21 protein-coding genes and 1 tRNA gene are annotated in these 22,827 nt (G+C 67.2%); 15 read left to right on the top strand and 7 right to left on the bottom strand.

The features are described from left to right. The first annotated feature begins 110 nt into the window (after positions 1–110). The 3 genes from DID99_RS14025 (at position 111) to DID99_RS14015 (ending at position 3,125) form a co-directional block, all read left to right on the top strand. Positions 111–1,049, top strand: coding sequence for a carbohydrate ABC transporter permease (locus DID99_RS14025; protein ID WP_124487779.1), 939 nt, complete (start codon positions 111–113; stop codon positions 1,047–1,049). Further along, on the top strand, positions 1,039–1,896 hold the full coding sequence (locus DID99_RS14020) for a carbohydrate ABC transporter permease (protein ID WP_044846210.1): 858 nt from the start codon (positions 1,039–1,041) through the stop codon (positions 1,894–1,896). Before DID99_RS14025 ends, DID99_RS14020 begins: the two co-directional genes overlap by 11 nt. Positions 1,897–2,006: 110 nt before the next feature. Then, complete coding sequence (locus DID99_RS14015; protein ID WP_124521644.1) at positions 2,007–3,125, top strand: ABC transporter ATP-binding protein; 1,119 nt, start codon at positions 2,007–2,009, stop codon at positions 3,123–3,125. 88 nt (positions 3,126–3,213) lie between these two features. On the opposite strand, the gene DID99_RS14010 is transcribed toward DID99_RS14015, so the two are convergent. The 3 genes from DID99_RS14010 to trxB all read right to left on the bottom strand — a co-directional run bounded on the left by DID99_RS14010 (position 3,214) and on the right by trxB (position 5,702). After that, positions 3,214–3,837 carry a trimeric intracellular cation channel family protein gene (locus DID99_RS14010; protein ID WP_044846208.1) on the bottom strand — a complete coding sequence of 208 codons (624 nt, stop codon included), beginning with the start codon at positions 3,835–3,837 and terminating at the stop codon, positions 3,214–3,216. Further along, on the bottom strand, positions 3,824–4,603 hold the full coding sequence (locus DID99_RS14005; RefSeq protein WP_124666955.1) for a Smr/MutS family protein: 780 nt from the start codon (positions 4,601–4,603) through the stop codon (positions 3,824–3,826). The genes DID99_RS14010 and DID99_RS14005 overlap by 14 nt, the downstream gene beginning before the upstream one ends. A 136-nt stretch (positions 4,604–4,739) precedes the next feature. Next, complete coding sequence (gene trxB, locus DID99_RS14000) at positions 4,740–5,702, bottom strand: thioredoxin-disulfide reductase (protein WP_124666954.1); 963 nt, start codon at positions 5,700–5,702, stop codon at positions 4,740–4,742. A gap of 420 nt (positions 5,703–6,122) precedes the next feature. On the opposite strand from trxB, the gene DID99_RS13995 reads away from it, so the two are divergent. The 3 genes from DID99_RS13995 to DID99_RS13985 all read left to right on the top strand — a co-directional run bounded on the left by DID99_RS13995 (position 6,123) and on the right by DID99_RS13985 (position 10,681). After that, positions 6,123–8,432 (top strand): DNA translocase FtsK, encoded by a 2,310-nt coding sequence (locus tag DID99_RS13995; RefSeq protein ID WP_124487781.1) that lies wholly within the window; start codon positions 6,123–6,125, stop codon positions 8,430–8,432. Positions 8,433–8,478: 46 nt separating this feature from the next. Next, entirely contained in the window at positions 8,479–9,168 is a 690-nt protein-coding gene (lolA, locus tag DID99_RS13990; RefSeq protein ID WP_044846204.1) for an outer membrane lipoprotein chaperone LolA, read from the top strand. Between the two features lie 202 nt (positions 9,169–9,370). Beyond that, positions 9,371–10,681 carry a replication-associated recombination protein A gene (locus DID99_RS13985; protein WP_044849211.1) on the top strand — a complete coding sequence of 437 codons (1,311 nt, stop codon included), beginning with the start codon at positions 9,371–9,373 and terminating at the stop codon, positions 10,679–10,681. A 42-nt stretch (positions 10,682–10,723) separates the two neighbouring features. Here DID99_RS13985 and DID99_RS13980 read toward each other — a convergent pair whose 3' ends face one another. Next, on the bottom strand, positions 10,724–10,990 hold the full coding sequence (locus tag DID99_RS13980) for a DUF2164 domain-containing protein (RefSeq protein WP_124487783.1): 267 nt from the start codon (positions 10,988–10,990) through the stop codon (positions 10,724–10,726). 251 nt (positions 10,991–11,241) lie between these two features. Between DID99_RS13980 and serS the strand changes: the two genes are divergently transcribed. From serS to DID99_RS13965, 3 genes are all read left to right on the top strand, one after another. Further along, positions 11,242–12,543 (top strand): serine--tRNA ligase, encoded by a 1,302-nt coding sequence (gene serS, locus DID99_RS13975; RefSeq protein WP_044849213.1) that lies wholly within the window; start codon positions 11,242–11,244, stop codon positions 12,541–12,543. A 131-nt stretch (positions 12,544–12,674) separates the two neighbouring features. Then, a tRNA-Ser gene (locus tag DID99_RS13970) sits at positions 12,675–12,765 on the top strand. Between the two features lie 296 nt (positions 12,766–13,061). Further along, positions 13,062–14,597 (top strand): methyl-accepting chemotaxis protein, encoded by a 1,536-nt coding sequence (locus DID99_RS13965; RefSeq protein ID WP_124487784.1) that lies wholly within the window; start codon positions 13,062–13,064, stop codon positions 14,595–14,597. Positions 14,598–14,672: 75 nt separating this feature from the next. Here the strand turns inward: DID99_RS13965 and DID99_RS13960 are convergent, their stop codons facing one another. After that, positions 14,673–15,833, bottom strand: coding sequence for an alkane 1-monooxygenase (locus tag DID99_RS13960; RefSeq protein WP_124666953.1), 1,161 nt, complete (start codon positions 15,831–15,833; stop codon positions 14,673–14,675). A gap of 544 nt (positions 15,834–16,377) precedes the next feature. Between DID99_RS13960 and DID99_RS13955 the strand changes: the two genes are divergently transcribed. From DID99_RS13955 to DID99_RS13935, 5 genes are all read left to right on the top strand, one after another. Then, positions 16,378–17,031, top strand: a complete 654-nt coding sequence (locus tag DID99_RS13955; protein ID WP_260426262.1) for a GNAT family N-acetyltransferase — start codon at positions 16,378–16,380, stop codon at positions 17,029–17,031. A gap of 166 nt (positions 17,032–17,197) precedes the next feature. Next, entirely contained in the window at positions 17,198–17,965 is a 768-nt protein-coding gene (minC, locus tag DID99_RS13950) for a septum site-determining protein MinC (protein WP_124571024.1), read from the top strand. A gap of 59 nt (positions 17,966–18,024) precedes the next feature. Then, complete coding sequence (minD, locus tag DID99_RS13945; protein WP_044849298.1) at positions 18,025–18,840, top strand: septum site-determining protein MinD; 816 nt, start codon at positions 18,025–18,027, stop codon at positions 18,838–18,840. Between the two features lie 12 nt (positions 18,841–18,852). Next, positions 18,853–19,107 (top strand): cell division topological specificity factor MinE, encoded by a 255-nt coding sequence (gene minE / locus DID99_RS13940; protein ID WP_006486661.1) that lies wholly within the window; start codon positions 18,853–18,855, stop codon positions 19,105–19,107. Between the two features lie 157 nt (positions 19,108–19,264). Further along, a complete protein-coding gene (locus tag DID99_RS13935; RefSeq protein WP_124666952.1) occupies positions 19,265–19,666 on the top strand; it encodes a YXWGXW repeat-containing protein in 402 nt (133 codons plus the stop codon). A gap of 116 nt (positions 19,667–19,782) precedes the next feature. Here DID99_RS13935 and DID99_RS13930 read toward each other — a convergent pair whose 3' ends face one another. Further along, on the bottom strand, positions 19,783–21,366 hold the full coding sequence (locus tag DID99_RS13930; protein WP_260444576.1) for a chloride channel protein: 1,584 nt from the start codon (positions 21,364–21,366) through the stop codon (positions 19,783–19,785). Positions 21,367–21,546: 180 nt separating this feature from the next. Between DID99_RS13930 and waaC the strand changes: the two genes are divergently transcribed. Continuing rightward, a complete protein-coding gene (gene waaC / locus DID99_RS13925) occupies positions 21,547–22,545 on the top strand; it encodes a lipopolysaccharide heptosyltransferase I (RefSeq protein WP_044849276.1) in 999 nt (332 codons plus the stop codon). A gap of 56 nt (positions 22,546–22,601) precedes the next feature. Here the strand turns inward: waaC and DID99_RS13920 are convergent, their stop codons facing one another. Continuing rightward, entirely contained in the window at positions 22,602–22,781 is a 180-nt protein-coding gene (locus DID99_RS13920) for a hypothetical protein (RefSeq protein WP_124666951.1), read from the bottom strand. Between the last annotated feature and the right edge of the window lie 46 nt (positions 22,782–22,827).

Genomic DNA, 22,827 nt, shown 5'->3' with positions numbered 1-22,827 from the left:
AGGATCGGCCGGGCGTTCCTGCATGTGCAGCAAACGGGCTCGCTCGCGGGCCCGTGTCGTACCCGGCGCCGGCCCGGCCTGCGTCACCCTCGTTCCAGGAGTCGAATCAAGTGGCTGCCCCTCTTAGCGGAAACGGATCCGGCGCTGCCGCCGCACGGCGCACGTCGCCGATGTCGGCCTTCGCCGATCGCTGGATTCCGAAGCTCGTGCTCGCGCCGAGCCTCGCGATCGCCGTGGTGTTCATCTACGGCTTCATCCTGATTACCGGCTATCTGTCGCTGACCAATTCACGGCTGTTGCCGAACTACGAATTCGACGGCTTCGGCCGTTATTCGGATCTGTTCCAGAACGACGTGTGGTGGACCTCCGCCGCGAACCTCGGCTGGTTCGGGATTCCGTTCATCGCGATCTGCGTCGCGCTCGGGCTGTTCCTCGCGATCCTGCTCGACCAGCGGATCCGCAACGAAGGCGCGCTGCGCGCGATCTTCCTGTATCCGATGGCGCTGTCGTTCATCGTCACGGGCACCGCATGGCAGTGGATCCTGAACCCGGGCCTCGGCCTGGAGAAGGTGATGCACGACTGGGGCTGGACGAGCTTCTCGTTCGGCTGGCTCGACGATCCGGACAAGGCGATCTTCTGTATCGTGATCGCCGCCGTGTGGCAGTCGACCGGCTTCGTGATGGCGCTGTTTCTCGCCGGGTTGCGCGGCGTCGACGCGGAGATCTTCAAGGCCGCGCAGGTCGACGGCGCGACGCTGCCGACCATCTACCGCAAGATCGTGATCCCGAGCATGCGCCCGGTGTTCTTCTCGGTGCTGCTGATCCTCTGCCACATCACGATCAAGACCTTCGACCTGGTCGTCGCGCTGACGGCGGGCGGCCCCGGCACGTCGTCGTCGCTGCCGGCCATGTTCATGTACACGTTTTCGTTCAACCGCGGCCAGCTCGGGCTCGGCGCGGCGTCGTCGGTGATGATGCTCGCGACCGTGGTCGCGGTGCTGGTGCCGCTGATGTATATGGAATCGAGGAGCACCCGCAATGCAGCCTAAAGTGACGATCAGCCGGGCAGTGATCTATGCGGCGCTGATCCTGTTCGCGCTGTATTTCCTGTTCCCGATCTACGTGATGCTGTCGACGTCCTTCAAGGACCTCGACCAGCTGCGTACCGGCAACCTGTTGACGCCGCCGACGCACTGGACCTTCGATCCGTGGGTGAAGGCGTGGAGCGGCGCGTGTACCGGCGTGCGCTGCGACGGCATGAAGCCGTTCTTCCTGAACTCGCTGCAGATGGTGATTCCGGCCGTGCTGATCTCGTCGCTGATCGGCGCGTTCAACGGCTACGTGCTCACGCACTGGCGCTTTCGCGGCGCGGATGCGCTGTTCACGATGATGCTGGTCGGCTGCTTCATCCCGTTCCAGGTGATCCTGCTGCCGATGGCGCGCCTGCAGGGGATGCTCGGCCTCGCCAACACGATTCCGGGCCTGGTGTTCGTGCACGTCGTGTACGGCATCGCGTTCACGACGATGTTCTTCCGCAACTTCTACGTGAGCGTGCCGGCCGAGCTCGTGAAGGCCGCGCGCATCGACGGCGCGGGTTTCTTCACGATCTTCACGAAGATCCTGCTGCCGGTGTCGCTGCCGATCTTCATGGTGTGCCTGATCTGGCAATTCACGCAGATCTGGAACGACTTCCTGTTCGGGATCGTGTTCTCCGGCGTCGACTCGATGCCGATCACGGTTGCGCTGAACAACCTCGTCAACACGTCGACGGGCGTGAAGGAATACAACGTCGACATGGCCGGCGCGATCATCGCCGCGCTGCCGACGCTGCTCGTCTACGTGGTCGCCGGCCGCTACTTCGTGCGCGGGCTGACGGCGGGCGCGGTGAAGGGGTAAGCGCGGCTTCATCCGATACGACGAACCGGCCGCGCACGACGCGCGGCGCATCGAAACGAACCCGACGCGGTGCCGTGGCGCCGCGCGAGACGAGACAGAGGATTCACAGCATGGCAAGCCTTTCCATCCGTGACGTGTACAAGACCTACCCGAACGGGGTGCCGGTCCTGAAGGGTGTCGACATCGAGATCGAGGACGGACAGTTCTTGATCCTGGTCGGCGGCTCGGGCTGCGGGAAGTCGACGCTGCTCAACATGATCGCCGGTCTCGAGACCGTGACGAGCGGCGAGATCTGCATCGACGGCAAGGTCGTCAACGACCTGTCGCCGAAGGATCGCGACATCGCGATGGTGTTCCAGTCGTACGCGCTGTACCCGTCGATGACGGTGCGCGAGAACATCTCGTTCGGCCTGAACATCCGCAAGGTGCCGAAGAGCGAGCAGCAGCAGATCGTCGAGCGCGTGTCGGCGATGCTGCAGATCCAGCATCTGCTCGACCGCAAGCCGGGCCAGCTGTCGGGCGGCCAGCGCCAGCGCGTCGCGATGGGCCGCGCACTGGCGCGCGATCCGTCGCTGTTCCTGTTCGACGAGCCGCTGTCGAACCTCGACGCGAAGCTGCGCATCGAGATGCGCGCGGAAATCAAGCTGCTGCACCAGCGCCTCGGCACGACGATCGTCTACGTGACGCACGACCAGATCGAGGCAATGACGCTCGGCGACCGGATCGCGGTCATGAAGGACGGCGTGGTCCAGCAGTTCGGCGCGCCGCAGGAAATCTACGATTCGCCGTCGAACCTGTTCGTCGCGGGCTTCATCGGCGCGCCGCCGATGAACTTCATCAACGGCCGCCTGGTGGAGCAGGGCAGCGGGGTCGCGCTCGAGATCGATACGGGCCTCGCGCGCAGCGCGCTGAACCTGCCGTTCGACGCGAAGCGGATGAACGGCCACGTGGGCCGCGAGGTGATCCTCGGCCTGCGTCCGGAGCGCATCACCGACGCGCGCAATGCGCACCACGGCGAGGCGTCGAAGCTGCAGCCGATCGACGTGCGCGTCGACGTGACCGAGCCGACCGGGCCGGACACGCACGTGTTCGCGCAGGTCAACGGCAAGCGGATCGTGAGCCGCGTGCACCCGGCCGCGAACCCGCAGCCGGGGCAGACGCAGTCGCTGCTGTTCGACGTGTCGAAGGCGGTGCTGTTCGATCCGGCATCGGAAGAGCGGATCGCGTGAGGCCGCGGTTGCGCTGAATGAAGAAGGGGCCGTCTCGAAGGAGCGGCCCCTTTTGTTTCTGGCGGTGCGTCTGGTGTTGCGGCGGCGATCAGTGCGGCAACCGCACGTCGAACTTGAAGGTCGCGAGCCGCGCGACGAGGATGAAGCCGGTCGCGAGCAGCACGCTGTACACCGAGTCGAACTGCAGCCACGCGAGCAGCAGGTAGAACCAGCAGCCGACGAACGCGCAGGTCGCGTACGGCCGCGAATCGCGCAGGATCAGCGGGATGTCGTTGCACAGCACGTCGCGGATGATCCCGCCGACCACGCCGGTGATCACGCCCATCATCACCGCGATGAAGCGCGGCATCTCGGCATCGAGCGCGATCGCGGTCCCCGAGATGCTGAAGATGCCGAGCCCGATCGCGTCGGCCACCAGCAGCAGCCGCTCGGCCGACAGCCGCGACAGCATCCGCAACACGAACGGCGCGAACAGCGCGAGCACGAAGATCGCGATCACGTAGTCGTCGTGCACGACCCAGTAGAACGGCCGGCGTTCGAGCAGGATGTCGCGCAGCGTGCCGCCGCCGAATGCGGTGGCGAGCGCGACGACGAACGTGCCGACCGAGTCGAGACGGTTCTTGCGCGCCTCGATGAAGCCCGAGATCGCGAACGCCAGCGTCGCGATCGCCTCCAGTACCGCGATCGCGAGCGTCAGCCTAGGATGCGGCACGCGGCCCCCGATCGGCGGGCGCCGCGAGCGGCTGCAGCAGCACGAGCACCGCGCCCGCGCCGCCGTCGTGGCTGCGCGCCTCGCAGAACGCGATCACTTCTTCCTTCTGCACGAGCCACGCGCGCACCTTGCCTTTCAGCACGGGTTCCTTGCCGATCGAGCCGAGCCCCTTGCCATGGATCACGCGCAGGCAGCGTAGCCCCTTCTTGCCGGCTTCGCGGATGAATTCGGCGAGCGCATCGCGCGCCTCGTCGCGCCGCATCCCGTGCAGGTCGATCTGCGCCTGCACGATCCACGCGCCGCTCCTCAGCTTGCGCACGACGTCGCGACTGATGGCGGGGCGGTGGTAGTACAGCGATTCGTCGCTGTCGAGCAGCGTCTCGGGATCGAATTCGTCGGACAGCGTCGCGTTCAGCACGGCTTCCTCGTCGCGCTGCGTCTGCTTCGGCACCGGGTCGGGCGGCGTACGGCCGGATTTCGCGCGCGGCGGCGCGTTCAGCGGCTGGATCGCGCCGATTTCGTTGCGGAACAGGTTCGCGTCGGCTTCGGCCTTGCGTTCGGCCTTCGCGGTTTCGATGCGCTCGCGGTCGCGGCGATCGGCTTCGCCTTGCAGCGACTTGCGCAACGCGCCGAGGCCGGCCAGGCCCTGGCCGCGCAATGCGGCGGCGTCGGGCGCGGGCGGCGGCGCCGCGGGCGCCGGGTTTGCGGGACGGGCGGCGATCTTCCGCTTCGCGGGATCGCTCGGATGGGGCTGGTTCTTCGCCATGATTCGGTAACCGGGCAGGCGCGTTCGGGCGCGCGGGCACAAAAAAAGCCGCTGCGCGACGGCAGCGGCTTTCCGGTCAAGCCTGCTTCGCGGCAGCGGACGCCATTGTAGCGCCCGGCGCGCGAAGGCTCGACGCTTACTTCTTGTCGTGCAGGCTTTCGAGGTAGCGCTGCGCGTCGAGCGCGGCCATGCAGCCCGTGCCGGCGCTCGTGATCGCCTGGCGGTACACGTTGTCCTGCACGTCGCCGGCGGCGAACACGCCCGGCACGCTGGTCGACGTCGCGTTGCCCTGCAGGCCGCTCTTCGTCAGGATGTAACCGTCCTTCATCTCGAGCTGGCCCTGGAACAGGTCGGTATTCGGCTTGTGGCCGATCGCGACGAACACGCCCTGCACGGTGAGGTCCTGCTTCTCGCCGGTCTTCACGTTCTTGATGCGCAGGCCCGTGACGCCCGAATCCTCGCCCGTCACTTCGTCGAGCACGTGATCCCACTTGATGTCGACGACGCCTTCCTTTTCCTTCTCCAGCAGGCGGTCGATCAGGATCGGCTCGGCGCGGAACTTGTCGCGGCGGTGGATCACCGTGACCTTCTTCGCGATGCCCGTCAGGTAGAGCGCTTCCTCGACCGCCGTGTTGCCGCCGCCGATCACCGCGACTTCCTGGTTGCGGTAGAAGAAGCCGTCGCAGGTCGCGCAGGCCGACACGCCCTTGCCCATGAACAATCCTTCGGACGGCAGGCCGAGATACTGTGCGGATGCGCCGGTCGCGATGATCAGCGAGTCGCACGTGTATTCACCCGAATCGCCGATCAGCCGGATCGGCTTTTCGTGCAGTTTCGCGGTGTGGATGTGGTCGAAGACGATTTCGGTGTTGAAACGCTCGGCGTGCTCGAGGAAGCGCGCCATCAGTTCCGGGCCTTGCACACCCTTCGCGTCCGCCGGCCAGTTTTCGACGTCGGTCGTGGTCATCAGCTGGCCGCCCTGCGCGATGCCGGTGATCAGCACCGGGGACAGGTTGGCGCGAGCCGCGTAGACGGCAGCCGTGTAGCCGGCGGGGCCGGAACCGAGAATCAGGACTTTGGCGTGTTTGGGCGTGGACATGTGCGAATCCGTAAAGGGCGGCCGCGGCGGGCGGGGTAAGGCTCGCCGGACGGTCTGGGTTGACCGGGATGCCGTCGTAGATGGGTATCAGACGCGCATTATAAAGGCCCCGTTGCTGCGCTGCCGAACGAGAGTTTCAATCGTGGCGATAGCGTTCGTCGGCGGATCGCCAGCAGTGGCGGGGCAGGTTGGGCGGGTCGGGTCGGGTTGGGGGCGGGCGGCTGCGGCCCGTGGCGGCGCATTGCCGCGGCCGGGCGTCACGGGCCGACCGGCGGCCGGATCGCATGCGCGGGTATCGGCTTCGGCCGCCCCGACCCTCTTATGTAACCGTCATTTACACTTGGCGCCCCGGTGCAGCGTTTACAATAAGCGCGATCGAACGACAGGCGGGCGCGCGGCCCGTCCTCTTTATACGGATTCATGGCAAAAGCTCCTTATTCCGCCCAGGCACAGGCGTTGCCGCACCGGATGTCGAAGCTCCTCACGGAGATCCGCTGGATTCTCCAGGTCGCGCTCTGCGCTTTTCTGGTGATGGCCCTGTTGAGCTACAGCCGGCGCGATCCGAGCTGGACGCACGCCGCGCAGGTCGACCACATCTCGAACTGGGCCGGCCGCGTCGGCGCGTGGACGGCCGACATCATCCTGCTGCTGTTTGGCCTGTCGGCCTACTGGCTGATCGTGCCGCTCGGGCGGCGCATCGCGGTCAACTACCGGCGCATCACGCGCCACGAGGCGGTCGCCGACGAACCCGAGCGGCCGATCGGCTGGCTCACCGAGATCCTGGCGTTCGTGCTCGTCGTGCTCGCGTGCGACGGCATCGAGGCGCTGCGCATGTGGTCGCTGAAGGTGCAGCTGCCGCGCGCACCGGGCGGCGTGATCGGCGAGGCCGTGGCGGGTGCGATGTCGCACGCGTTCGGCTTCACCGGCGGCACGCTGCTGCTGCTGATCCTGCTCGCGATCGGCCTGTCGCTGTATTTCCGCTTCTCGTGGCTGTCGGTCGCCGAGCGCGTGGGCGGGGCGATCCTGTCCGCCGTCAACGTCGCTAAGCTGCGCCGCGAGGCCGAGCGCGACCGCAAGCTCGGCGAGGCTGCGGCCGTGCGCCGCGAAGGCAAGGTCGAAGAGGAGCGTGTGCGCATCGAGGATCACGAACCCGTGACGATCGTGCCGCCGGTCGTCACGCCGGCGAAGTCCGAGCGCGTCGAGCGCGAGCGCCAGGTGCCGCTCTTCACCGACCTGCCGGGCGATTCGACGCTGCCGCCGGTGTCGCTGCTCGATCCCGCGCCGAAGACGCAGGAAGCGATTTCCGCCGATACGCTCGAATTCACGTCGCGCCTGATCGAGAAGAAGCTGAAGGACTTCGGTGTCGAGGCGAGCGTCGTCGCCGCGTATCCGGGCCCGGTCGTCACGCGCTACGAGATCGAGCCGGCCACCGGCGTGAAGGGCAGCCAGATCGTCAACCTCGCGAAGGATCTCGCGCGTTCGCTGTCGCTCGTGTCGATCCGCGTGGTCGAGACGATCCCCGGCAAGAACTACATGGCGCTCGAGCTGCCGAACCAGCGCCGCCAGACGGTCCACCTGTCCGAGATCATCGGCTCGGAAGTCTATGCGGCCGCGTCGTCGGCGCTGACGCTGAGCCTCGGCAAGGACATCGGCGGCAAGCCGGTATGCGCGGACCTCGCGAAGATGCCGCACCTGCTGGTCGCCGGCACGACCGGTTCGGGCAAGTCGGTCGGGATCAACGCGATGATCCTGTCGCTGCTGTACAAGGCCACCGCCGAGCAGGTGCGGCTGATCCTGATCGATCCGAAGATGCTCGAAATGAGCGTCTACGAAGGCATTCCGCACCTGCTGTGCCCGGTCGTCACCGACATGCGCCAGGCCGGCCATGCGCTGAACTGGACGGTCGCGGAGATGGAGCGCCGCTACAAGCTGATGAGCAAGCTCGGCGTGCGCAACCTGGCGGGCTACAACAACAAGATCGACGAAGCGGCGAAGCGCGAGGAAAAGATTCCGAATCCGTTCAGCCTGACGCCGGACGATCCTGAACCGCTCGGCCGCCTGCCGAACATCGTCGTCGTGATCGACGAGCTGGCCGACCTGATGATGGTCGTCGGCAAGAAGGTCGAGGAACTGATCGCGCGGATCGCGCAGAAGGCGCGCGCGGCCGGCATCCACCTGATCCTCGCGACGCAGCGTCCGTCCGTCGACGTGATTACCGGCCTGATCAAGGCGAACGTGCCGACGCGGATCGCGTTCCAGGTATCGTCGAAGATCGACTCGCGCACGATTCTCGACCAGATGGGTGCCGAATCGCTGCTCGGGATGGGCGACATGCTGTACCTGCCGCCGGGCACCGGGCTGCCGGTGCGCGTGCACGGCGCATTCGTCGCCGACGACGAAGTGCATCGCGTCGTCGAGAAGCTCAAGGAGCAGGGCGAGCCGAACTACGTCGAAGGGCTGCTCGAAGGCGGCACGGCCGACGGCGACGAGGGCTCGGCCGGCGCGGGAACCGGCGAAGGCGGCGAGGAGTCTGATCCGCTGTACGACCAGGCGGTCGAGATCGTCATCAAGAACCGCCGCGCGTCGATTTCGCTCGTGCAGCGCCATCTGCGGATCGGCTACAACCGCGCGGCGCGGCTGCTCGAACAGATGGAGCAGTCGGGGCTCGTGTCGGCGATGTCGTCGAGCGGCAACCGCGAAATTCTTGTGCCGGCGCGCGACGCGGAATGAGTCCGCGGCGCCCGCAGCGCCGGCCACCCAGGGAGAAAACCGCAATATGCAGCAACATTCGTTCGCAGTGTCCCTTCGTTCGACGCGGCGCTGGCTCGGCGCGGCGCTCGCCGGCGCATCGCTGATGCTCGCGGCGACGCACGCGTTCGCGGGCGGCACCGAGCAGCTGAAGGCCTTCGTGTCGCAGGTGCGCTCGGCGAAAGGCGATTTCACGCAGCAGATCGTCAAGGCGCCGGCCAAGGGCGCGAGCGCCGTGCAGGCCGCGCCGAAGCCGAACGACAATTCGAGCGGCACGTTCGTGTTCTCGCGTCCGGGCAAGTTCATCTGGACGTACCAGAAGCCGTACCAGCAGGTGCTGCAGGCCGACGGCGACAAGCTCTACGTGTACGACCGCGACCTGAACCAGGTCACCGAACGCAAGCTGAACGGCGCGCTGGGCGCGAGCCCGGCCGCGATCCTGTTCGGCAGCAACGATCTCGACAAGAACTACACGCTGCGCGATGCAGGCGAGAAGGGCGGCATCGAGTGGCTCGAGATGCTGCCGAAGGCGCAGGACACGCAATTCCAGCGGATCGGCATCGGCTTCCGCAACGGCACGCTCGCCGCGATGGAATTGCACGACGTATTCGGCAACGTCACGCTGCTCACGTTCACGAACATCCAGACGAACCCGCCGCTGAAGAGCGATACGTTCAAGTTCGTCGTGCCGAAGGGCGCGGACGTGATCAACGGCTGACCGGCACCACGCCGTTTTCCCGACACGGGCCTGCCGGCGACGGCAGGCCCGTGTTGTTTTTTGGGGCGCGGGCATCGGGCGCGGGCATCGGGCGTCGGGATCGGGCGCAAGCACCAGGCGCGGCGGTGCAGTCGCGCGGCTGTCATAATGTCGGGTCCGGCGGCCCGTTCGGCCGCCATCGTTTGATCTGGAGCGAGGGTTCATGTCCGACCTGTTTCAAGTCGAGCCGCGCCGGCCGCTCGCCGAGGCGCTGCGGCCGAAGACGCTCGCCGAGGTGATCGGCCAGACGCATCTGCTGGGCGAAGGCAAGCCGCTGCGGCTCGCGTTCGAATCCGGCAAGCCGCATTCGATGATCCTGTGGGGGCCGCCCGGCGTCGGCAAGACGACGCTCGCGCGCCTCACCGCGCTCGCGTTCGACTGCGAGTTCATCGCGCTGTCCGCGGTGCTCGGCGGCGTGAAGGACATCCGCGAGTCGATGGAGCAGGCGAAGGACACGCTGAATCGCACCGGCCGCCACACGATCCTGTTCGTCGACGAAATCCACCGCTTCAACAAGGGGCAGCAGGATGCGCTGCTGCCGTTCGTCGAGTCGGGGCTCGTGACCTTCATCGGCGCGACGACCGAGAACCCGAGCTTCGAAGTCAACTCGGCGCTGCTGTCGCGGGCGCAGGTGTACGTGCTGCAGTCGCTGAACGACGACGAGATGCGTCAGCTGCTCAAGCGTGCGCAGGAAATCGCGCTCGACGGGCTCGCGTTCGACGACAAGGCGATCGATACGCTCATCGGTTATGCGGACGGCGACGCGCGGCGCTTCCTGAACCTGCTCGAGCAGGCGCAGACGGCCGCAGCCTCGGCCAAGGTCACGACCATCGATGCCGAGTTCGTCAGCAGCGCGATGACGCTGAACGCGCGGCGCTTCGACAAGGGCGGCGACAACTTCTACGACCAGATCTCGGCGCTGCACAAGTCGGTGCGCGGTTCGAGCCCGGACGGTGCGCTGTACTGGTTCTGCCGGATGATCGACGGCGGCGCGGATCCGAAATATCTCGCGCGGCGCATCGTGCGGATGGCGTGGGAAGACATCGGCCTCGCCGATCCGCGCGCGCTGCAGGTGGCGAACGACGCGGCCGAGACCTACGAGCGGCTCGGCTCGCCCGAAGGCGAGCTGGCGCTCGGGCAGGCGGTGATCTATCTCGCGTGCGCGGCGAAGAGCAATGCGGGCTACAACGCGTTCAACCAGGCGATGGCGTTCGTGAAGCAGGACAAGTCGCGCGAGGTGCCCGTGCATCTGCGCAATGCGCCGACCAAGCTGATGAAGGAACTCGGCTACGGTCACGCGTATCGCTACGCGCATGACGAGCCGAATGCCTATGCGGCCGGCGAGTCGTATCTTCCGGAAGGGATGCGCGAACCGCGCTGGTACAAGCCGGTGCCGCGCGGGCTCGAATCGAAGATCGCCGACAAGCTCGCGTGGCTGCGCGAGCTCGACCGCGAGGCCGGCAAGAAGGACTGACCGGCCGAGCGCGGCGCGACGGCCGGCGCTGCCTGGGGCGTGTCAGCGCCGGCGGCCCGGCTGCTTCTTCCAGTACTCGAACGGCTCCTCGTGGCAGTCGATGTCGAGCTCGGCGACCCGTGCGTGCAGGCGCTCCTGTGCATCGGCGATCGCGAGGTTGTAGATTGCCGGCGCGATTTCCTCGACGAAGAAATGCAGCAGCGCACCGGCCTGGATGTTGCCGATCGGCTCGTCCATGTTTTCTGTGAAATACCGTTGCAGCGACGCGATCGCGCGGTCGCGAACATCCTTGTCCAGTTCGATGGCCATCGGGTTCCCTCGGGTGATGGTGATGCGAAGACGGGTGCGTTGCCCGCCGCGTTGCGCCCGGCCGGGGCGGCTGTCGCGCGCTGCGCCGCGGCGTCGCGCAACGCGCTTCGCCGGCTGCGGGCGCGCAGGCCGGCAATGCGATACTGCCACGCCCGTCGCGCGTTTGCGGCACTGTCCATCCGGCCAATGCCGTGGCGGCCCCGCGGTGCGTTAGAATTCCCGTCTTACACAACGATTTTCCAAGTCCTCCCATGCTCGACATCCAGTTGCTGCGCAAAGACCTCGACGGCGTCGCGAAGCGCCTCGCCGATCGCGGCTACACCCTCGACGTCGCCGCGTTCTCCGCCCTCGAAGCGGAACGCCGTGCGATCCAGACCCGTACCGAAGAGCTTCAGGCGCGCCGCAACAGCCTGTCGAAGCAGATCGGCGCGATGAAGGGGAAGGGCGAGGACACGTCGGCCGTCATGGCCGAAGTCGGCGGGATCGGCGACGAAATGAAGGCGTCGGAGGCCAAGCTCGGCGAGATCCAGACGCGCCTGTCCGACCTGATGCTGGGCATGCCGAACATCGCGCACGAAAGCGTGCCGGTCGGCAAGGACGAAGCCGACAACGTCGAAGTGCGCCGCTGGGGCACGCCGCGCCAGTTCGACTTCGAGGTGAAGGATCACGTCGACGTCGGCACGCCGCTCGGCCTCGATTTCGAAACCGGCGCGAAGCTCGCCGGCGCACGCTTCACGATGCTGCGCGGCTCGATCGCACGCCTGCACCGCGCGCTCGCGCAGTTCATGATCGACACGCACACGCTGCAGCACGGCTACAGCGAGACGTACACGCCGTACATCGTGAATCCCGAGATCCTGTACGGCACGGGCCAGCTGCCGAAGTTCGCGGACGACATGTTCCGCGTCGAGAAGGGCGGCGCCGAAAACACGATCACGCAGTACCTGATCTCCACGTCCGAGATTTCGCTGACGAACACCGTGCGCGAGTCGATCGTCGAAGGCTCCGCGCTGCCGATCAAGCTGACCGCGCATTCGCCGTGCTTCCGCTCGGAAGCCGGTTCGTACGGCCGCGACACGCGCGGGATGATCCGCCAGCACCAGTTCGACAAGGTCGAGATGGTGCAGGTCGTCGCGCCGGACGCGTCGTATGCGGCACTCGACGAGATGGTCGGCCACGCGGAGGCGATCCTGCAGAAGCTCGGCCTGCCGTACCGCGTGATCACGCTGTGCACGGGCGACATGGGCTTCTCGGCCGCGAAGACGTTCGACCTCGAAGTGTGGCTGCCCGCGCAGAACACCTATCGCGAGATCTCGAGCTGCTCGAACACCGAGGCGTTCCAGGCGCGCCGGATGCAGGCGCGTTTCCGCAACGCGCAGGGCAAGCCGGAACTCGTGCATACGCTGAACGGCTCCGGCCTCGCGGTCGGCCGCACGCTCGTCGCGGTGCTGGAGAACTACCAGAATGCCGACGGTTCGGTCACGGTGCCCGAGGCGCTGCGTCCGTACATGGGCGGCATGGAGCGAATCGAAGCGCCTGCGCAGGCGTCGTGAGATCGCTGCGCGATCGGTGTTCGACGGGCTCGCAAAAAATTTTGCAAAAAACGCTTGTGAGTTTCGAAGAGATCGTTCTATAATCTTTTCTTTCCCGGACACGACCAACCGGGAAATGAAGCAGCAAGGAAGGAGAGGTGGCAGAGTGGTCGAATGTACCTGACTCGAAATCAGGCGTACGGTTTCCCCGTACCGTGGGTTCGAATCCCACCCTCTCCGCCAAAATACGAAGCCCCGTGATCCGGAAGGATCACGGGGTTTTTCGTTTTGGTCGCCCGGTGGCGAGCGTGGATGCGATGTGCGGTACGCGCGCGCGTACCGATCGGCCGGCACCCCACCCGCTTGGGCGTTGTTGCCTCGGTTCCCGCCGCCCACGGATCGCCACGGGCTTCGTGCTCGACCCGCACGGTTCCCGCCGCCGCTTGCCCGCTTCAGCCTTGATCTCGCGCGCCGTTAACAGAGCGGTCGGCGGCTCGCGCTTTTTGCGCGGTCGCCGTTCTCCGACGATCCAAGGTCCCATGAAGCTGAGCTACAAGATTCCCCTCGCATTCGCCATTGCGCTGCTGCTGATGTTCTGCGGCGCGCTATACGGCATCCGCATTCTCAATCGCTCGATCGACACGTTCGCGAACGACGTGCAGACGCACGTTGCCGACGAGCGGCTCGTATCGGCCACGCTCGTGCAGTTCAAGCTGCAGGTGCAGGAATGGAAGGACACGCTGCTGCGCGGCAAGCAGCCCGACAAGCTCGACAAGTACTGGCAGGCATTCCAGACGCGCGAGCGCACGGTAGACACGCTCGCCGCGCAGCTCGTCGGCGAGCTGCCGCCCGGCGAGAGCCGGACGCTCGTCGAGCAGTTCATGCGCGCGCATGCGGCGATGGGCGACGGCTACCGGCGCGGGTTCGACGCGTTCAAGGCCGCGGGCTTCGAGCCGACGGCCGGGGACGCGGCCGTGGCGGGCGTCGACCGGGCGCCCGCCGCGCTGCTCGAGCGCGCGGCGAAGGCGATCGCCGACGAGAGTGCTGCCGTATCGTCGCAAGCGAGCCGCGATGCGCGCCACGCGACCGCGGCGAGCGTCGTGCTCATGCTGATCGTGCTCGGCATCGCGATGATCGGTGCGTTCCTGTTCAGCCGCGCGATCCTGCGGCCGCTCGATCGCGCCGTGGCCTGTGCACAGGCGGTGGCCGGCGGCGACCTGACGCGCGACGTCGACGCGGCCGGCCGCGACGAGATCGCCGATCTGCTGCGCGCATTGAAGACGATGCAGGCGAGCCTGTCTGGTGTCGTGCTCGAGGTGCGTACGCATGCCGAAGCCGTCGCGACCGCGAGTGCGCAGATCGCGGCGGGCAATCACGACCTGTCGTCGCGCACCGAGGCGCAGGCTGCCTCGCTCGAGGAAACCGCGGCCAGCATGACCGAACTGACGGGCATCGTGCGCCAGTCGGCCGAGCACGCGCAGCATGCGGCGCAGCTCGCACGCGACGCATCGGACATCGCGTCCGCGGGCGGTGGCGTGATGACGGACGCGGTCGGCACGATGAGCGGGATTGCCGCCAGCGCGGCGAAGGTCGGCGAGATCATCGCGGTCATCGACGGCATCGCATTCCAGACCAACATCCTCGCGCTGAACGCGGCCGTCGAGGCGGCGCGCGCGGGCGAGCAGGGGCGCGGCTTCGCGGTCGTCGCGTCGGAGGTGCGCACGCTCGCGCAGCGCAGCGCGGCCGCCGCCAAGGAGATCAAAACGCTGATCGAGCAATCGACGCGGCGGGTCGACGAGGGCGCCGTGCTGATCGCGCGCGCGGGCGAATCGATCCACGAGATCGTCGGCGCGGTGCAGCGGGTCACGTCGATCGTCGGCGAGATCTCGTCCGCTTCGCAGGAGCAAAGCGGCGGCATCCAGCAGGTGAACGTCGCGGTCACGCAGATGGATGAAGCGACGCAGCGCAATGCGGCGCTGGTCGAACAGGCGTCGGCGGCGACGCAGGCGCTGGCCGAGCAGGCGAGCGCGCTGCGGCACGCGGTCGCCGTGTTCAGGCTGCCGCAGGCCGCGTGACGATATTGCCGACCGCGACCGCGACCGCGACCGCGACCGCGACCGCGACCGCGACCGCGACCGCGCCGTCCTGCGTCACCCCGCGGCCGAATACTGCGCGAGCACGCGAGCGCGGATCGATGGCTTGATGTTCGATTGCGCCATGTTGCCGCCATAGTGCGCGACGACACGCGGATTCATTACGCGATACCAGAGCGGCGGCACATAGGCGAACAGGATCATCGTCGCGTAGCCGGCCGGCAGTTGCGGCGAGTCGTCGAAGTGTCGCAGCGCCTGGTACGAGCGCGTCGGGTTCGCGTGATGGTCGGCGTGCCGCTGCAACTGGTACAGGAACAGGTTGGTGACGACGTGATTGCTGTTCCACGAATGCTGCGGCGTGCAGCGCTCGTAGCGGCCGCTCGGCAGCTTGCGGCGGCCGAGCCCGTAGTGCTCGACGTAGTTGACGACTTCGAGCAGCGACGCGCCGTACACGGCCTGGATCACGAGGAACGGGATCACGATCTTGCCGGCCATCGCGAGCGCGATGCCCCACACGACGACGGTCATCGCCCACGCGTGCAGCACCTCGTTGCGCCAGGTCCACGGCGATTGCCCGAGCCGCTCGAGGCGTGCCTTCTCGAGGCGCCACGCCGAGCGGATGCTGCCCGTCACAGTGCGCGGCAGGAAGGCCCAGAACGATTCGCCGTAGCGAGCGCTCGCCGGATCCTCGGCCGTCGCGACGCGCACGTGATGGCCGCGGTTGTGCTCGACGAAGAAGTGCCCGTACGCCACCGGCGCGAGCGTGACTTTCGCGAGCCAGCGCTCGAAGCGGCTGGTCTTGTGCCCGAGTTCGTGCGCGGTGTTGATCGAGATGCCCGTTGCGGCGCCGAGCGACAGCGCGAAGCCGACGTAGTCGTACCACGCGAGCGCATGCGTGCCGACGATCCGCACGCACATGAAGAACGCGATGTATTCGACCAGCGTCGCGAGATAGACGATGTAGCGGTAGTAGCGCTCGCGTTCGAGATGCGGGACGACGGCTTCGGGCGGATTGTCGCGATCGTCGCCGATCAGCGTGTCCAGGACCGGGATCACGCCGAACGCGAACAGCGGGCCGAACCACCAGAACACGTGGAGGCCCGTCGACAGCGCGAGCTGGGCCGAGAGGATCGGCAGCGTGATCGTCACCGCGCCGAGCAGCCACAGATAACGTTTGCCATCCGACCAGCCCGAGGCCGATGCGTCGGTCATTGCCATTGTCTCCCTCCTTTTCGGGGCCGGCTCCCGCGTGTGCGGGTGCGGCGGCCGAGTGACGCGCTTGTCGTCGTTCGAATCGTCGTGGGTCCGCGGCACGGCGCGCGGCACCGGATCGGTGGTCCGGTTGTGCCAGTTATACGACCGTCGCGCGCGCTTTCCAAACCCCGCCGCTAGGCGGGCGACTTCAAACGGCGGCCCGTGCAGGACGCGGGCCGGGAGGGGCCTGCGCCACGGTGATTGAAACAGGCCGGAGCGGGTCCGATCCGCTCGTGCGGCCGGCATTCTCGTCGGATGAATACGTGAGGCCACACGCGCGAGTATCCGGCGGCTGGGTCCGCAACGGATGTTGCAATGCAATAAATGCGACGCGACATCGCGTGGCGGCGCGGCTTTTTGGGATACATATATTACGGATCATTACGGCGCCGCTGCGGGGTAACGTCGGACCCTGACCACATGAATGCCATGCATGACAAGGCGAGCGGGGCGACGCGTCCGACTTCGCCGTTCGGACTGCCATGCGTCGCGGCCCGTCGACGCGTCGATGCTGCACCCGCACACCCGCGCGTGCGCGACGCGTGCTGCCTTTCGATCCGCGCTGTCATTTGAAAATTACGATTTGACTCATGCCCCGCTTTCGGTTGAAGCTAGTAACTTGCTGTCCGAAGGGGGCTGTGCCTGCATGAGTTCGACCTTGACCGTTCGTCGTATCGCTGCCGATCAGGGCGGCGTGTATCGCGAACTCCGCGCCGCATCGCTGCGTGAGCCCTACGCGCCCGGTGAAGCGCCGGAGGCCGAATTGCTGAACGTCGATTCCGACGCGGCGGCGGCCATCGCCGCGCTGCGTGCCGCGTCCGACGAGTCGACGACTTTCCTGCTGTACACCGAAGGCCATCCGGCCGGCATGATCGGCGCGTATTTCGACACGACGCCCGAGCGGCGCGCGTTCGTCAGCGAGCTGTGGGTCGCGCACGCGGTCCGCCACCTGCGCGGCGGCGTGCTGTTGCTGGAAACGGCTACCGCGTGGCTGGCCGAACGCGGGGCGCGGGACGTCTACGCATGGATCGCCGATGCGAACCGCAACGCGATCCGTTTCTACGAACGGGCGGGCTTCGGCAACACGGGCGAGCATGCGCCGATCGCGCGGATGCCCGGCGCGATGAAGTCGTTGTTCGTGTCGCACTTCAACACACCCTGACGCATGAATGCGCGGGCCGCACGGCGTGATGAAGGCCCGGCCGCCCGCCCGACTGCCCGCCTGCCGGTTGCGCGCTCGCCGCGACCGTCGCCCCCCGGTTCCCCAAAAATAATGGCCGCACGCGTGGACGCCTGTAAAATACGCAAAAATTTTTTGCAGAGTGTCCATGTCGCTTAAAAAATCGCCATTCTTCGAGCTGCGCAGCGGATCGGTCGATACGTTGCTGTTCACCGTGAAGACGACCGATCTCGATGCGTTGCGTACCGAACTGGTCAAGCGCTTCGAAGCGACTCCCGAGTTTTTCGCCGATGATGTCGTCGCGATCGACGTCCGCCGCCTCGCGGACGGCGAACGCGTCGCGCTCGCCGACATCCGCCAGATGCTGAACGACGTGCGGATGCGCCCGGTGGGCGTCGTCGCGCTGGCGACGCAGGGCTGGGCGGGGGAAGCCGGCCTGCCGTTGCTCGAGGCGCGCGATCGCCGCGTGTCGGCCGCGAAGCCGGCCGACGAAGCGGAGGCGGCGCCCGTCGCGGCGCCGGCCGCTGCCGCGGCAGCCGAACCGGCGCCGGAACCTGCGCCGACGCCGGTTGCGGCGGGCGGCCAGACGCTGGTGATCGACCGGCCGCTGCGTTCGGGGCAGCAGATTTACGCGAAAGGAGACCTCGTGGTGCTGGCGCCGGTCAGTCACGGTGCCGAGATCATCGCGGAAGGCAACATCCACATCTACGCGCCGTTGCGCGGCCGCGCACTCGCGGGCGTGCACGGCAATCACGACGCGCGCATTTTCTGCACGTGTCTGGAGCCGGAACTGATTTCGATCGCGGGTATCTATCGAACGACCGAGAACCCGTTGCCCGCGGACATACTGGGCAAATCGGTGCAGATCCGGCTCGAAGAGGAAAAACTGATGATCGAACCGCTGCGCCTGACGTGATTCACGCGGCACGCTCCGGGTCGATCGGCTCTCATTGACGAACACAGGGTATTGGGTAAATGGCAAAAATCATCGTGGTGACTTCGGGCAAGGGCGGCGTGGGCAAGACGACGACCAGCGCGAGCTTCGCGTCCGGCCTCGCGCTGCGCGGCCACAAGACGGCCGTGATCGACTTCGACGTCGGCCTGCGCAACCTCGATCTCATCATGGGCTGCGAGCGTCGCGTGGTGTATGACCTCGTCAACGTGATCCAGGGCGAAGCGAACCTGAACCAGGCGCTGATCAAGGACAAGAAGTGCGAGAACCTGTTCATCCTGCCGGCATCGCAGACGCGCGACAAGGATGCGCTCACGCGTGACGGTGTCGAGAAGGTGCTGAACGACCTGGTCGCGATGGACTTCGAATACATCGTCTGCGACTCGCCGGCCGGTATCGAGGCGGGCGCGCTGCACGCGATGTACTTCGCGGACGAAGCGCTGATCGTCACGAACCCGGAAGTGTCGTCGGTGCGCGACTCGGACCGCATTCTCGGCATCCTGTCGTCGAAGACGAAGCGCGCGGCCGAAGGCAAGGATCCGATCAAGGAACACCTGCTGATCACGCGCTACAGCCCGAAGCGCGTGAGCGAAGGCGAAATGCTGTCGCTCGAGGACATCAGCGAGATCCTGCGCATCAAGCTGATCGGCGTGGTGCCGGAATCGGAAGCCGTGCTGCACGCCTCGAACCAGGGCCTGCCGGCCGTGCACATCGACGGCACCGACGTTGCGGAAGCGTACAAGGACGTCGTCGCGCGCTTCCTCGGCGAGGACAAGCCGCTGCGCTTCACCGATTATCAGAAGCCGGGCCTGCTGCAGCGCCTCTTCGGCAGCAAGTAACGGAGGCCGCCCATGTCCATCCTTTCGTTTCTCCTCGGCGAGAAGAAGAAGTCCGCATCGGTCGCGAAGGAGCGCCTGCAGCTCATCATCGCGCACGAGCGGGTCGGCGGCCGGCCGCCGGCCGATTACCTGCCGGCGCTGCAGAAGGAGCTGGTCGCGGTCATCTCGAAGTACGTCCATATTTCGAACGATGACATCCGCGTGAGCCTCGAGCGCCAGGACGATCTCGAAGTCCTCGAAGTGAAGATCGAGATTCCGCAAGCCTGACCGCTGTCTGTCCCCCCGCACGGTGGCGCCTGCCGCCGTGCGCGTCTTACGCCCTGTTGCACTTTCGGTCGCGCCGTAACACGGCGTCTGTCGGCCGTTGGTCGATCTCCCGCATTGAACGAATACGCTCGCGTCATTTGTCAATCAGGAGGTTGTGATGGCTGTCTCTACCGTTCAACGCCGTATCGTTTCGCTCGTACTGTTCGCCGTGGGCCTGTCAGCCGTCGCCGCGCCGCTCGCCGCATGCGCCGACGAAATCCTCGTCGGTACGCCCGTGATGGTGCAGTCGGGCCGGGTGGTCGTCGCCGAACCGGTGGCCGCGCCCGCCGAGGAAATCGTCGTCGTCGCGCCGAACGCGCCGCCGCCGGTGCGCTACGAGGTCGTGCCCGACGCACGCGTCGGCTATGTGTGGGAGCGCGGTCACTGGCACTGGGATCATGGCCGCTACGTCTGGATCGGCGGCCGCTGGGAAACCGAGCGTATCGGCATGCACTGGGTGCCGGGCCACTGGGATCAGCGCGGCCCGAACTGGTTCTGGACGCGCGGCCATTGGGCCTGACGGAGGCGCGCGATGAAAAGAACCGCCCTTGCCATTGCGCTCGTCGCGATCACGCTCGCCGGCTGTATCGTCGTGCCGGCGCGGCCCGTCTACTATCGGCCCGCGCCGGTGGTGATCTACTGAGGGGTACGCGGGCCCGTCTGCGCCGGGCCGCTCGTGCCGGAAGGAGTCGTGCCGGAAGCGGTCGTGCCGGAAGCGGACGGTCCGTCGTCGTGCGACGTCGCGGGCGTGTGCGTGGCGGCGTTGCCGGCCGCCGGGGCCTCCGGCTCGCCACCGTCCCGTTCGCGCAGCGTGTCGAGCGGATCGGCGGGCGCGGCGGCCGCGTCCTGCGGCTCGACGACGCCGGCCGCAACCGCCGGCGCCGCGGCGGGTTCAGCGGCGGCCGCGGGCGGCGCGAGATAGCGCTGCGCGAGTGTTTCGTAGAGCGGCGGCGCGAAGAAGCGCGCCATCCGGCTCGACACCAGCGCGGTCGCCATCAGCGAAATCACGAGCGCGTGACCGTTGATCATCTCCATCACGATCACGAACGACGTGATCGGCGACTGCGTGACCGCCGCGAGGTAGCCGACCATCGCGAGCGCGATCAGCATCGGCAGGCTCATGTCGCCGAACACGAGGTGCAGCAGGTTGCCGAACCCGGCGCCGATCGACAGCGACGGCGCGAAGATCCCGCCCGGAATGCCCGGCAGGTACGACGCGACCATCGATACCATCTTCAGGAACGGATAGAGCACCGACAGCCGTTCATGGCCGTCGAGCAGGCCGCGCGCCTCGGCATAGCCGCTGCCGAACGTCGTTCCGCCCGACACGAGGCCGACGACGGCGATCACGAAACCGCACAGCGCCGCGAACGCGATCGGGCGCTCGCGATACAGGCCGAGCAGGCGCGCGGGCAGCCAGCGCCCGGTATTGAGCAGCAGCCAGCTGAAGAGGCCGCCCGCGACGCCGGTCACGAGCGCGGTGACGAGCACGGCGACGGCGAGCATCTTCGGGAAATGCTGGCCGGCGTCGATCGTGCCGAAGTACGTGTAGTTGCCGTTCAGGCCCAGCGCGACGACACCGGCGAGGATGATCGCGGTGATCAGCACGCCGCTTGCGCGGGCGGAGAAGCTGCGGGTCAGCTCCTCGATCGCGAACACGATCCCGGCGAGCGGCGTATTGAACGCGGCCGACAGGCCGGCCGCCGCGCCGGCGAGTACGAGCTGTCGTTCGATCTGCGCGTTCGAGCGCGGGTAGAAGCGCCGCAGGTTGAACATCAGCGACGCGCCGACCTGCACGGTCGGGCCTTCGCGTCCGATCGTGAAGCCGCCGAGGATGCCCATGAACGAGATCAGGACCTTGCCGAACAGGATGCGCAGGGTCAGCAGCCGCGCGCCGAACGCGCCCGGGCTCGCATGCAGCGTCGCAATGACCTGCGGGATCCCGCTGCCCTCGGCGCCGCGGAAGAAGCGGCGCGTGAGCCATGCCGACGCGGCGGCGATCGACGGCGTCAGCAGCAGCGGCAGCCACGCGGCGTGGTCGCGCATCGTGCGGAACGTGTCGTAGCCCCAGTCGATCAGCCGCGCGTACAGCACGGCCGCGAGGCCCACGGCGATCGCGCCGAGCCAGAACACGCCGTACTGGCGCCAGATCCGCAGCGAGCGGCGGGTGAGGGCGGGAAACAACCCGGAAAGCAGGGCAGGAAGGGCGGGGCGTTGCATCGGCGGAAGCCGGGAGGGCAAAGAGCGCATTATAAAAAGAACCTGATGCAGCCGGGGCTCGACAAATCCTCACAAAAGCGTCGCACTTTGTTGCAAATGTAATGTCGGCGTAATGTATCAACGCGGCAACCGTCGTTAGCATCACCAAATGGCCGGCCCACCCCATTCATCATAAGAAAAGTGAAACGCATCCTCATCGTGAAAGTGACGTCGCTCGGCGACGTCGTCCAGACGCTGCCTGTCGTCGCGGACCTCCACCGTGCCTTTCCGGGCGTAACGGTCGACTGGGCCGTCGACGAATCGTGCGCCGAGGTCGTGCGCTGGCATCCTGGTGTGAGCAAGGTGCTTTGCGCGCCGTTGCGGCGGTTCAAGAAGCTCCGGAACGGCGGCGACCTGAAGGCGATCTCGGCGTCGATCGGCGCGCTGCGCGCGCACCGCTACGATGCGGTCATCGACCTGCACGGCGTCTACAAGAGCGCGATCATCTCGGCACTCGCGCGTGCCGCGCGCCGCGTCGGCTATCAGACGCAGGATCTCGGCGAGGCGGGTGCCCGCTTCGCCTACTCGCATCGCTTCGGCCCGCGGCCGGACTGCGACGCGTGGCACGGGATGCGCGTGAGCGCCGGCGAGGCGCTGGGCTATGTCCCCGAGGGCAGCGCCGCTTACGGGATCGTCCCGCCGCAGGATGCGAGCCTGCCGCCCGCCGTGACCGACGGCGCGCCGTTCATGCTGCTGTTTCACGCCACGTCCAATCCGGACAAGCAATGGCCCGCCGACCACTGGGCCGCGCTGGCTACGCAGATGATGGCGCGCGGCGTGCGCGTGCTCGTGCCGTGGGGATCGGCAGCCGAACACGACGCTGCGCAGGACATTGCCGCGCGTGCGTCGGGCGCGATCGTGCTGCCGGCGATGTCGGTGCGCGAACTGGGTGCGGCCATCGGCCGGGCCGCCCTCGTGGTGGGAGTCGATACCGGGTTCGTGCATATGGCGCACGCGCTGCAGCGGCCGACCGTGATGATTTTCGTCGCGACGTCGCGTCACCATTGCGGCATCGGCGGCGCGCCGAACGCGCTGTCGATCGGCGAACCGGGCGCGCCGCCGTCGGTTGCGCAGGCACTCGATGCGATCGATGCGGTCGGGCCGGCCTATGGCGCGCTGCGTGACCGGCTGACGGCCTAGGGCCAGCGCGAGCCCGCTATCGGCATGAACCGGCCCGGGGGAAGCGGGCCGCGCGTTCAGGCGAGCAGCGCTGCGACCGTCATCACCGCGGCGACGGCGGCCAGGTTGGCGAGAAGCGCCTCGAACAGGACGCCGCGCCAGGTTTTCGGCCGGAAGCGCGCCGCGAGCAGCAGGGCGCCACCCGGCGCGAGCGCCAGGCTCAGGACGAGGCCAGCGTTGTCGAGGCGGAGGTTCATTGCGGCGGCTCCTTCAGCGGAGGGAGCCCGGGGTGCGTGACGGCGC

This window comes from Burkholderia sp. Bp8986 (genome assembly GCF_003854225.1).
GTDB lineage: Bacteria > Pseudomonadota > Gammaproteobacteria > Burkholderiales > Burkholderiaceae > Burkholderia.
This window is presented reverse-complemented; position numbering and strand designations above follow the sequence as displayed.

Excerpts from the sequence above, each read along its gene's own strand:
- lolA (WP_044846204.1), top strand. The coding sequence starts at position 8,479 with ATGCAGCAACATTCGTTCGCAGTGTCCCTTCGTTCGACGCGGCGCTGG.
- DID99_RS14005 (WP_124666955.1), bottom strand. The coding sequence starts at position 4,603 with ATGGCGAAGAACCAGCCCCATCCGAGCGATCCCGCGAAGCGGAAGATC.
- DID99_RS14015 (WP_124521644.1), top strand. The coding sequence starts at position 2,007 with ATGGCAAGCCTTTCCATCCGTGACGTGTACAAGACCTACCCGAACGGG.
- DID99_RS14020 (WP_044846210.1), top strand. The coding sequence starts at position 1,039 with ATGCAGCCTAAAGTGACGATCAGCCGGGCAGTGATCTATGCGGCGCTG.
- trxB (WP_124666954.1), bottom strand. The coding sequence starts at position 5,702 with ATGTCCACGCCCAAACACGCCAAAGTCCTGATTCTCGGTTCCGGCCCC.
- DID99_RS13955 (WP_260426262.1), top strand. The coding sequence starts at position 16,378 with ATGCTGCACCCGCACACCCGCGCGTGCGCGACGCGTGCTGCCTTTCGA.
- DID99_RS13960 (WP_124666953.1), bottom strand. The coding sequence starts at position 15,833 with ATGGCAATGACCGACGCATCGGCCTCGGGCTGGTCGGATGGCAAACGT.
- DID99_RS13995 (WP_124487781.1), top strand. The coding sequence starts at position 6,123 with ATGGCAAAAGCTCCTTATTCCGCCCAGGCACAGGCGTTGCCGCACCGG.
- minD (WP_044849298.1), top strand. The coding sequence starts at position 18,025 with ATGGCAAAAATCATCGTGGTGACTTCGGGCAAGGGCGGCGTGGGCAAG.
- minC (WP_124571024.1), top strand. The coding sequence starts at position 17,198 with ATGTCGCTTAAAAAATCGCCATTCTTCGAGCTGCGCAGCGGATCGGTC.
- minE (WP_006486661.1), top strand. The coding sequence starts at position 18,853 with ATGTCCATCCTTTCGTTTCTCCTCGGCGAGAAGAAGAAGTCCGCATCG.
- DID99_RS13985 (WP_044849211.1), top strand. The coding sequence starts at position 9,371 with ATGTCCGACCTGTTTCAAGTCGAGCCGCGCCGGCCGCTCGCCGAGGCG.
- serS (WP_044849213.1), top strand. The coding sequence starts at position 11,242 with ATGCTCGACATCCAGTTGCTGCGCAAAGACCTCGACGGCGTCGCGAAG.
- DID99_RS13920 (WP_124666951.1), bottom strand. The coding sequence starts at position 22,781 with ATGAACCTCCGCCTCGACAACGCTGGCCTCGTCCTGAGCCTGGCGCTC.
- DID99_RS13980 (WP_124487783.1), bottom strand. The coding sequence starts at position 10,990 with ATGGCCATCGAACTGGACAAGGATGTTCGCGACCGCGCGATCGCGTCG.
- DID99_RS13930 (WP_260444576.1), bottom strand. The coding sequence starts at position 21,366 with ATGCAACGCCCCGCCCTTCCTGCCCTGCTTTCCGGGTTGTTTCCCGCC.
- DID99_RS13935 (WP_124666952.1), top strand. The coding sequence starts at position 19,265 with ATGGCTGTCTCTACCGTTCAACGCCGTATCGTTTCGCTCGTACTGTTC.
- DID99_RS13965 (WP_124487784.1), top strand. The coding sequence starts at position 13,062 with ATGAAGCTGAGCTACAAGATTCCCCTCGCATTCGCCATTGCGCTGCTG.